Source organism: Pseudomonas sp. GW823-FHT02C02 (genome assembly GCF_058797635.1).
The window spans coordinates 154,106-164,035 of sequence record NZ_JBXAJV010000017.1; the positions used below are offsets into that span (position 1 = coordinate 154,106).

At 54.2% G+C, this 9,930-nt stretch carries 12 protein-coding genes; 6 read left to right on the forward strand and 6 right to left on the reverse strand.

The annotated features are described in order from the left end of the window. Positions 1–46: 46 nt before the first annotated feature. A complete protein-coding gene (locus AC1ROI_RS26460) occupies positions 47–559 on the forward strand; it encodes a hypothetical protein (protein ID WP_102594992.1) in 513 nt (170 codons plus the stop codon). A gap of 41 nt (positions 560–600) precedes the next feature. Here AC1ROI_RS26460 and AC1ROI_RS26465 read toward each other — a convergent pair whose 3' ends face one another. Both AC1ROI_RS26465 and AC1ROI_RS26470 read right to left on the reverse strand, forming a co-directional pair. Next, positions 601–1,086 (reverse strand): ADP-ribosyltransferase-containing protein, encoded by a 486-nt coding sequence (locus tag AC1ROI_RS26465; protein ID WP_102594993.1) that lies wholly within the window; start codon positions 1,084–1,086, stop codon positions 601–603. Continuing rightward, positions 1,083–2,066: a hypothetical protein gene (locus AC1ROI_RS26470; protein WP_102594994.1), complete on the reverse strand. Its 984-nt coding sequence runs from the start codon at positions 2,064–2,066 to the stop codon at positions 1,083–1,085. The genes AC1ROI_RS26465 and AC1ROI_RS26470 overlap by 4 nt, the downstream gene beginning before the upstream one ends. A 183-nt stretch (positions 2,067–2,249) precedes the next feature. On the opposite strand from AC1ROI_RS26470, the gene AC1ROI_RS26475 reads away from it, so the two are divergent. Continuing rightward, a complete protein-coding gene (locus tag AC1ROI_RS26475) occupies positions 2,250–2,525 on the forward strand; it encodes an HU family DNA-binding protein (protein ID WP_054078408.1) in 276 nt (91 codons plus the stop codon). A gap of 143 nt (positions 2,526–2,668) precedes the next feature. Here the strand turns inward: AC1ROI_RS26475 and AC1ROI_RS26480 are convergent, their stop codons facing one another. Both AC1ROI_RS26480 and AC1ROI_RS26485 read right to left on the reverse strand, forming a co-directional pair. Further along, positions 2,669–3,229, reverse strand: coding sequence for a YcbK family protein (locus AC1ROI_RS26480; protein ID WP_102595879.1), 561 nt, complete (start codon positions 3,227–3,229; stop codon positions 2,669–2,671). Positions 3,230–3,251: 22 nt separating this feature from the next. Beyond that, positions 3,252–3,722 (reverse strand): hypothetical protein, encoded by a 471-nt coding sequence (locus AC1ROI_RS26485; RefSeq protein ID WP_102595880.1) that lies wholly within the window; start codon positions 3,720–3,722, stop codon positions 3,252–3,254. Between the two features lie 115 nt (positions 3,723–3,837). Between AC1ROI_RS26485 and AC1ROI_RS26490 the strand changes: the two genes are divergently transcribed. The 4 genes from AC1ROI_RS26490 to AC1ROI_RS26505 all read left to right on the forward strand — a co-directional run bounded on the left by AC1ROI_RS26490 (position 3,838) and on the right by AC1ROI_RS26505 (position 6,181). After that, positions 3,838–4,473 (forward strand): DNA primase, encoded by a 636-nt coding sequence (locus AC1ROI_RS26490; RefSeq protein ID WP_102595881.1) that lies wholly within the window; start codon positions 3,838–3,840, stop codon positions 4,471–4,473. A 20-nt stretch (positions 4,474–4,493) separates the two neighbouring features. Then, positions 4,494–4,820 (forward strand): hypothetical protein, encoded by a 327-nt coding sequence (locus tag AC1ROI_RS26495; RefSeq protein ID WP_146012959.1) that lies wholly within the window; start codon positions 4,494–4,496, stop codon positions 4,818–4,820. An 83-nt stretch (positions 4,821–4,903) separates the two neighbouring features. Further along, entirely contained in the window at positions 4,904–5,389 is a 486-nt protein-coding gene (locus tag AC1ROI_RS26500) for a hypothetical protein (protein WP_102595883.1), read from the forward strand. Positions 5,390–5,401: 12 nt separating this feature from the next. Further along, a complete protein-coding gene (locus tag AC1ROI_RS26505; protein WP_102595884.1) occupies positions 5,402–6,181 on the forward strand; it encodes a hypothetical protein in 780 nt (259 codons plus the stop codon). Between the two features lie 36 nt (positions 6,182–6,217). Here AC1ROI_RS26505 and AC1ROI_RS26510 read toward each other — a convergent pair whose 3' ends face one another. Together AC1ROI_RS26510 and AC1ROI_RS26515 are read right to left on the reverse strand one after the other, a co-directional pair. Continuing rightward, positions 6,218–6,742 carry a hypothetical protein gene (locus AC1ROI_RS26510; RefSeq protein ID WP_146012958.1) on the reverse strand — a complete coding sequence of 175 codons (525 nt, stop codon included), beginning with the start codon at positions 6,740–6,742 and terminating at the stop codon, positions 6,218–6,220. Beyond that, complete coding sequence (locus tag AC1ROI_RS26515) at positions 6,735–7,043, reverse strand: hypothetical protein (RefSeq protein WP_102595886.1); 309 nt, start codon at positions 7,041–7,043, stop codon at positions 6,735–6,737. The genes AC1ROI_RS26510 and AC1ROI_RS26515 overlap by 8 nt, the downstream gene beginning before the upstream one ends. Positions 7,044–9,930: the final 2,887 nt, after the last annotated feature.

Sequence of the window (9,930 nt, forward strand, 5' to 3'; positions counted from 1 at the left end):
AACTCACAGCAGCGTATATCCGAAAATAAACTATCAGGTGATCTTAATGCGGCTTATCAAATCAACGTTTGCACTGGTTGCGTTTGTGCTTTCGACGCCGGTGATGGCCTTTGCGGCGCCGCTTGATTGGCAATGGAACGATCCAGGTTCAGCTGGCTTCTATTCGGGGAGTATTGGCCTGAATGCCGGTGCCGGCGCGAGTGCCTTCTCGCGCTACGATGTGGGTTCGACTCCCAACATGACCAATGACACCGTCTCCACGCCGCCTATTCTCTTGATGGCGGGAGGCGTGGATGTGGATTTCTCCATCAGCAACACGGGCGTTGCGATCGCCAAAAAAACGTGTACTCCTCCAGCGGCCCTTGAGGTCTACGCAACCCCTGTCACCGTTTGTGACAGCGGAACCGCAAGCAACATCCAGGGCTTCCATGTGACAGCGACAAACACGCCAACTACCTTTACGCCTCAGCTCTGGATCTATGTTGCTGGCACTGGGTGGAAGCAAGTGGCTGTGAACAATGCATGTGGCCGACTGGAAGTGAAGCAGCTCTGTAAATAAGCCTCGGGGCGTTACTGCGGTGCGCCGAATGCCAGGCGGGCTCATCGCGGCTCAGGGGCTAAGTTAGCAAGTTGCGGTTCCATGATGTGCACCTGGTCTGAGTTGTACGCGATAATTTCCTGAGAGCCGTCCTGGTATTGGACAATAAGTCCGTCGAAGCCTCTTGCTTCAAGTTCCGCTTGAATCTCTCTACCGAATGCCGCGTCTGTAGCCATCGCTGTCTGCAGGAGGCCTTCTGCCGCCTCCTGGGGGAAAAGCCCGCGGACCAGATCGACTGCAGGCGAATCGAGGTCGACATCGTGGTCGAAGCTTGCTCGATAGTAGTAGGGGGAGCGAAGGGTGACCTGTGCTGTCAGTACGACCCCTTCTTCGCCGGCGTACTGCTGTGCGGCAAAATAATCAGCCAGGTATATCCCTGGACCAAACGTCCCCCGCATTGAGGGCTTCAGCACGCTGAGGTGCTGTTTCGTGCCGTGGAAAGCCTTGAGGACGACGGAGCCAGGCGATTTACGGTGGCGCTTCCTCATGGCTCAAAACCGCCAGGTGCATACCCGTAATCCTCATTCTCGCAAGGCAGGTTCACAAGGTCCGCGGTGGATAACGGGGCAACTGGGAAAATACCCCAATCCATTGCGTGCGCAATCTCGTTGTGGGGAATGAGTGGGCTCACTACCGCATGACCCGAGACGCCGAGGATGCCATCGATCCGGATACCGTCCTCAGTCACAATGATTGTGGAATGGATGAGCGGCTCCCCATACGCACATTCGAGATCATCAACGGACATGTCGACCTTTGTTGTGCGCGAGTCGGGGCTGGTGATCATGTCCCGCAGTACGGAAATTTCGTGCAATAAAACGCTGGTCAACGGCACCACTGACGCGACGGTCTCAGGCGCAGACTCTGGCGGCAGTTTGGTTTTGAACGGAACGTAAAGTTGAACCGGTTTTAGATCTGAGCGGTGGTTCAAAGTGATGCCCTCGCCGGAGTTGTCCATTGCTGCTCCTTCAATATAAAAGCCGCGCGCCGGTGACTCGTCCCAGCTCACCTCATCAATGGTGATGCCCTGATGCTGCTCGTGGGTCATTCGCCGGGTGAGCAAGCGGTGTAGGTCGATGCTGCGCTCTGCTTTTAGGGCAGCCTCTTGCGGTGACGTCGCCCATATGCCCGAGGTGGCCACGCGAGCCGTGGTGTAAAGGTTGACGCGATACTCCCTCAGTTCCTGAGGCGTTTCCTGCAGAAGCGCTCGCTCATAACCGGCGCGCAGCGGTGTGGTCACCACGGCGTGGCCGTCCATTTCCTCGAAGCGAATAATTTCGCCGGTGTCGCCCATGTGACCGGCGACCAGGTTGTCGACCACGATGGTGACAACTCCGCTGCGGAACTCGATCGCGCGCGCCTGAGCGACATTGAGCGCTGTTGTGAGATTGCTGAAGCTGTCCGCGCGGGGATCGTTGAGTGCGGTCCCTGGGGTGGCGCTCAACCAGCATTTGACTGAAAAGGTCATGGTGTTCTCTCGCGAGATTGCAATAGTAAATCGATTCGAATTATAGGGTGAAATTCGAACGCAAGTCTCGCGCGGGCTTGTATTTCTGATAATCGTTCGAAATAATCGAGTATTGATTTATTTTGCAATTGCTTCAGAATAAATTTATCAGTTCATATTTGTTTTCTCACACAGGGCGTTTTTATGACCAAATCGGATATTGTCGACGTCGTTGCAGCCTCGACGAAACTTTCCAAAGCAGATGCTGGACGCGCTCTCGCGTCCGTTCTGGAGTCGATCGCGGAAGCGTTGAAGCGCGGCGAAAGCGTGTCGATCATCGGCTTCGGGACTTTTTCCGTGAAGCACCGCGCCGCGCGCGTCGGGCGCAATCCGCAAAATGGCCAGGCCATGGATATTCAGGCGAGCCGCAACCCGAGCTTCAAGCCTGGGAAAAGCCTGCAGGAAGCTGTGAATGCGTAGTTGACTGTGTCGGTGGTTTCAGCCCCTCTTTTTCGGAGGGGTTTTTTTTGGGTGTGGGGGGGCGAAAGCGAGGCGAGGAATTGCGAAGAGTAAATTGACATTGCCAGTAATTGTTTGGCGTGAAATCGCATAGTTATGCAGGGCTAGCTTGACCAGCTCCGCACGGAGCCCTTGTCGACGTGAATGAAGCCACGTTTTGCGTAGAGGCCCACGCCGCCCAGTCCGAGCATTTTCCCCATGTTGGCCAGCAACACTGGGGATACCCCAGGCATGTAGATGTCGGAAGCACGCCCATACAGGTGCATCGAATTTTTAGCCGCGCCTTCCAGGGTGGAGTTGTGGTGCGGAGTCCGATATCCGGAAAGAACGTGGATATCGTGTTTCTGGCCATAGGTGGCCAACCACATCTGCATGATGAAGAGGGTGTCGAGTAATCCAGTGTCCATATTGACCGCGGCGCTGTACTTCACATCGCGCAAAAGCCAGCACGCCTGGCGATAGCCCTCGACATTCCAGCCCCCTCGTTGCGTCCAATAACAAAGTGTGGCTTTTTCCTTGCTGTCCGGGCGGATCAGGCTCAGGTTGCGGTCACGATTCAGCGCCAGGGCGCGCCAGTCAGGACTCGCTGCGCTCCCGATCGTTGGGAAAGCCAGTGCTGCTGACGCGCCCAATGAGAGCTGGATAAAGTTTCTTCGAGTCAGCATGGCTGGCCTCCAGTGCTTGGGCTCAAGGTGTGATTTGTGGTTCCGAAGATTTTTCAGTAATCGCCCAGTAAGCCAGCTCCAGGGCGGATATCTGCGCCCGGGTTTCTCGGTAGATTTCTTTGGGGTCGACACTCAATCGAGAGGCTAAGCCGCTCACAAAAGGCGCGTCCGTAGGTTTGATACCGATGCCGTCGATGTTCATCTGGCGATACTGACTGGCAGCCGAGAATGCGGGCTGGATGACGCCCTGGAGCATTCCCAGTTCCGGTCTGGCAGCGATCCAGTCGATAGAGGCTAAACCCAGGTGGTATAGCGTGGCGCTGAGCGACTCAAAGGTCTGTGTTTTCAGTTGCTCTATCGGGCAGGCGTGGGGTGGGTTACCCGCGGTCGCTCCTGCAGCAGGCGTCATCGTCTGCTGCAGCTTCTGCAGGCATGTTTTGTACGTCCTGATGCTGGACTGGAGTGCGTCATGAATGTCGGGGTGCTTTTTCATAAACCGCACACGAGTCGATGGTTAAAGTTGAGAAACAGCCTGCTCGCAAGGCTAATGACTTGCTAGAGCAATTACAATAGAATAAATCTACACGTCTCTTATTTGAGTGTTGGCTATGCGAAAGCCTGTCGACGACCCCTATGGTTTCGAATTGCCTGTGCCGGCGCCAAGGGTGGTCGTCACCCAAAAAAAGCAACGGACAGGCAGCTTTCATCTGTTTGTCGACCTGGTGCCGACTTCGGCGTGGTTCTCGAATCTAAGGGCAGAGCTGTCACCTGGTGAATGGAAATCCTGCGCTGCCTTCGTTGCAAAGCGAGCCGGCTACTGCTGCGAGATTTGTGAGGGCCGCGGTCCGAAATGGCCGGTTGAATGCCATGAGCGCTGGGCATTTGATGAAGCTACGGGGGTACAAAAACTGGTGGCGCTCGAAGCCTTATGCCCTGATTGTCATGAGGCCACGCATATCGGGCTGGCTCAAGCCCGAGGGCACTATGAGCGTGCTGCGAGCCATTTAATGCGGGTAAACGGGTGGTCTGCGGAAGAGGTAAAAAGTCATCTGCGAGAAGCGGTGACTGTGTTCAAGAGGCGAAGCGATCGCCCGTGGCAGCTGGATGCGAGCCTCCTTATCCAGCTTCCCATTCGGTTGAGCGAAAAAAGCAGGGCGCTGATCGAGCGACACGCCAGTGCCGCAAAAATACTTCCCGGGACGTCAACCAGGGATCAACTTATTGAGCAAACACTTGGCCGATGAGCGCCAAAGGGGAGTCATGGATGTTCGTTCCGAATAAATACGCACCTGCAGAGCGGATTGTGCTTTTGGTGGTCGGGGTATCTCTTGCCTGGTGGGGGCTTGGTGGCTACGTGACTGGCGAGCTGTACCTTCCGGGGCGTAAAGACGGAATCTATCTGCGCGACGGGTTGAGCCTTATTCTCGGGGTTGTCGGAATGCTCTCCGGCGCGATCGCCTGTTTCGCCGGCATCGTCGATCATTATGATGAGAGAGACAACGAGCAGAAGTACTCAGTATTTTTCAAGCGCTGCAAGTTCGCAGCCATTGTCTGCCTTACATCAGCTGTTGCTCTGCAGTTACGCTCCTAGTTATTAAGTAGTATCAATAGTAAAACATTAGAAATTATCGCTAGTTGGGCTATAATTTTGCGGTCTATCAAGAGGAATTCTGGATGCGACCTTACCAAAAGCCGGTCAAAAGTGCGTCAGAGCAGCTTAGCGAGTTGTTTTCAAGACCTAACGCCTTCCTGATCGAAGCGTACCCTCATCAAGCGTTAATGCGGCTGCCTTTTTTTCAGCGTATTGAAGTCATGCGCCGACAGTTAACAACCCCTAGACCGAGCTCACGCAAACACCCGACGAAATTGGCAGACGCCGCTGGTCATCAGAGTCAAGTCAAAGCTCGGATCAACGCTGCAGCCAGCGATCGGATCCTGAACGAGCTGAACCCGCTGAGTTTGGGCGTTGAGCTCCTTGAAGAGGCGCTGGAAGAGGTTGTTGAGTCTAACGACGCTGCTTTGTCGGATGATGGCGAGCTGATCGGCAGTGACCTGCTTGCCGCGATGGCAGTGTCGGAGATCGGCGCCGCCGGGGAGATCATGGCTCACGTTCTGGACGACGCCATTTACTCCGGTGGATCACATATCAACCCGTGGTAGGGGAATCCCTGAATGACTGGTGTTTCCCCTTACAAAATTTCAGATTACCCAGTGGCCGAAATCCCATTTCCCGTGGGTGCTGATCGCCTTGTCGGTGTTTCGCTCACGCGAAAACGCAACCTTGGCCTGGTGCTTGGAAGTGGTGGAGTTGAGACATTGCAGCTCGTGCTGCAGGCGTTACACCTTGCGCTGGCGATCGAGGTCGAAAGAGTTTTGTGGTGCTCAGGATTAAATGCTGAAGGCAGGTCGCAGGTTGAGCCTACGTGGGACCTGCTCGCCGCAGATTTTCCGGATAGGGTCAGTCGGTATGACGATTCGGTTGCTGGCTACCCTTGCCTTGACGAGCGTCATTTCAAAAGCGGGACAGTCCTTTTGATGGATGAGGGCTTTATCGCAGCCGGTGGTGGGTTGGTTGAAGTGCCCGAGGACGTGGTTTCCATCCGCCTGATTTCGGCCGGGACGCCGTACGTGGGTTCTGCCTCACACAAAGCGGTGTCGTTCGTGCTGAGTCCGTGGCCAGGTCAGCACGGCTTGGTCACACGTTACGTGCTCACCCTGCCTAACCGGACCTCCCACTTTGTGGATTTTGAACGATGGCAAGGCTGGTTGGCCACAGCAGTCCGCAAGTGCCGAGAGCATCGCTCTTCGTCCATACGCTACGTCCAGGAGCGCTGGGGCGCCCAGACTGCACTAGGGCTCGGTGAGCCACCGATCCCGCTGGCTACTGATGCTTCCTGGGCAAGTTTGTGCAAATGGGCGCGAAAGGGTGGGACTGGAGGCGTTGGGGAATGATGGGGCGGGCTGACTGCTCAGCCTGCCCCAGAGCTTTCAATGTCTGAAACCTGGCTCCCACTCTGGAATATGGGCGCGCGCCTGCTCCGTCCCTGCTGATGCATCAATAAGAGCGTCTCGCTCCGATCTCCACTCCTGCTCCTCGCGTTGAGCGTCAATTTCCTTCCTGGAAAAATCGGCTTCAGCCCATCCCTCATCCCAAGCCTTCAGCAGGTAGGGAATTTCCTTCAGTAGAAGCGGTGCTTTGGGAGGATCACCCTGGTTCCAGCGCTCAGGCGACGTAAACCCGCTGGAGAAAGCACTCTGGGCCGCAGATTCAAGATGTTCTACGTCATCGGTAAAGGGGAAGCGTTCGTGAAGGCCGCGCGCTGACAGTGCGTGCTGGAATGATTCTTCACCAGCGCTGAACGCCCTCTTCAGATCTGAGAGGGTCGGGGAATCGGCGCGGTAGGTAACTACCAGGTCAGAAGCAGAACCCAGCTCAACATCGATCGCAGCAAGCCCTTCCTCCAACGCCATGGCCAGGTCACCGCATTGGATTTGGTTGGTCATCTTATGCATGGACTGAACCCTCGGTAATTCGCCTTTCAATCGCGGGCAGTGATTCGCCCGCCAGTGACAAATGGCGGACAAGAATCGAAGAGGCTGCCGCGAGGCAGCTGGAGTCGCCAGCGTTACGCGCCTCAATGGCCAGGCGGGTTGAGAGGGCGATCCTGTCAATCAACCTGGTGATTCCATTGATGAGTCGATCGCGCTGCGAGGGCGCGAGCTTCGGACAGCTGCCGACTTTTGCAATGACGGCCGTACCGTCCCTCAGCGCGGTTTCCGCCTTGATGAACAGGTCATCCTGAAGAATTTCCATAATGGGCCTTCATAAGAGGTTTGTGTTTATCGGTACAATTTCGATAATACAACCCATTTAGCTGTCGAGCAAATCGCTGCTGGCGAGTGACTTTTTGTAAAGTCAATGTTATTCTTTCAGCACTGCAATCGCGTTTGACTGCAAATTCTTACAGGTGCTCCGCCATGCTGAAGCTGACCAGCGTCCTAGTCCTCTCGGCCCTTTCCCTTGCAGCACAAGCAGCGGATCTGCTCACTGCATCGGCGGCGCCGCCGGCAATGTCTATTGGGTACGTCTCAGAAGGAGCCGCGTGCCCTGGCCCCGGGGCAACCGGCTTTGCCACCTCCGGTCTGCTACTTTCTTGCCAATCCGGTGTGTGGGCAAAAGGATTCAAACCGTTCCCAAAAACCCAAGTTCTGCAGTTCAGCGAGTACCAGGGTGCTGATGTCGTCAGATATTGTCCAGCCGGCTTTATGGCTGTGAGTTCAATTGCCGTGAGCTTACCAACGGGGCAAGTATTGTGCACAACTCAGATCGGTAACGACGATGTAGCGCAACTGGGGTGGTCATACAAACCGGGAGGATGCACCTCTGGCCCACCTGATAATGGTTGGTGGCTACATACCTTGACGTGTTCAAAATTTTATTGATGGTATTGCCAATCCGGTATGTGGCAAACGCAGTATTCGGCATTAAAATTCAAAACGTTCACCACCGGATATATGGAACCTGGCGACGGTCGATTTAATAGCTATCGTTATTGCCCACAGGGGTACGATCTTTCAGCATCCAAAGCATACGAGATTGGTGGAGCATTTTGTGGTACGCAAATTGTGGACTCTGGATCAGTCATGAATGCTTGTATTGGTGGGCCTTACTATCACGAACTCACTTGCGTAATGCTTAAATAGTATTGCCAATCCGGTGTGTGGCGAATGATGGGCATTATGAGCGCTGAGCGTATATCTCAGTACGCTTTTATTAGCGGACTGCCTTTACCTAGGCTAGTTGACGTCAGCGCCAACTGCCCTAGCGGAAAGCGAATAGTAAGTGGCGGATGCAATTTCAATGGATATTCTACTCAAGTGAATTTGGACGACTCTTCGCCAAACTCTACAGCTACCGGATGGAATTGCTCTGTGAGAGTCATGTCCATCGATCAACCTGATCCCTGGACCGGGGTCGAAGCATCAGCGATTTGCGCTTACTACGGCGGTTAGATGTTAAAGCTCTTCATCTTGCCAATCCGGCGTTTGGAAAGCGATCTCTTCTGACCGCTGGGGAGGCTCGTTCTGGACCGCTACTCATACCGCAGGGGGGTGCGCTACCGCGAACTCTTACACTGGCTCTTGCAGTTGTCCGAGCGGCTACACGGCCACTACATCTTTTGCTGTTCAAGTGGGCGGGTGTGGACCTTGCGTTGCTTATAACTGTTTCAAGCCTTAGTCATACGACCTTGCCAATCCGGTGTGTGGCGAGAGCCAGAGAAAACCACGATTCAAAGTGGCAGGGCCTACACTTCCGTTTGTAGCGCTGGCTGGTCAAACGCCGGGCAATCACTCTGCTCGGCGTTCCCCTACGTAGATATTGTATTTGAAACACCAATGCAGGAAACTCCTCAAATTCTTGTGTCCGCAGAGTTCCTATTTCCATTCACCCCTTGCGCTCAGGGCGCTACTGACGCCATCGATTATCAAGTTACTAATTTGTCAAAAACAGGTTTTAGACTGTACGGAGGTGCCAGTCCGGCATCTACGGCAATTGCTTCATGTGGCGATATAGCGTCCTCCGGCCGTGCAATTAGTCTGTTCTCATGGATCGCGATTTCCAAGAAGGTCTAATTGCCAATCCGGTATGTGGCAAAAACAGTGGGCTACCTCGATGCTTACTGTATCTTCGCCGGCTGCGTCATGTGGAACTCAGATACCGGTATATAACGGAGCCTTCGTTACTGCAACATGCCCGACAGGCTACCAAGTGACTGGTGGTGGCTACCAGTTGGCGTGGTGGGGCCCGTTTAATGAGTACTCGTCTAATGCTCCAGACTATAGTGCGCCATCTGGAAATGGCTGGGGAGTAATTGCGGGCGCAAAATCAGCCAACTCATGCTTTATGGCATTCGCCGTTTGCATCAAGTGAACTATTGAACTAGCCCAACCGAATAGTTGGTGGTCGCGCCTGAAATATTGCTTCCTCGTACGCACAACGCAAAATCAGTAGTGCCAACTGGCAGCGTTTCAGTTATAGCTGCAGAGACGCCGAAGTTCTGTGTGAAATTTTCTACAGTCGCAAAATTTACACCCGACAATCGGTTGCCGACGTATACCATCGTATCGATATAGGAATAACTGCTCCCATTTCCGAAAGCAGCCTGTTGAAGATTGATTGTTAGAAGTGCAGTCGAGTCGACTGTTTGAGAGTAGCGCCTGCAGTACCTGTCCAAACCGCTTGGTTCTTTGCCTTCATACGTCATTACAAGTCCGACTGGGCCGCTTTGAATTTCTTTACCTTGCAGACTCAAACTCACTTTGCGCCACATACCGGATTGGCAATACGCTCAGAACTTTGCACATGTCAGTTGATGATACCAAGCGATATCATGCGCGGGTAACAAGCATGAGTCACCGTACATTACCGCACCAGATGAACCCGTCATAGGATCGCCAAATGTATAGCTTGGACAATTCACAACCCCGCTCGGGCTGCTTATTGCAATTGACGACATCGCGAACGTGCCAGCCGGACAGTATTCCTTCGCTAGTAATCCCGGGGTCTCGTTCCAGACAAATGTCAGTATTTGAGGCGAAGTTTTGAACTGCTTTGCCCACACACCGGATTGGCAAGGTGGTTATTGCTTCTTCGAACATATCGCGAAGGCCCTTGCGGGAGGATCCGGGAATCCCGGTAC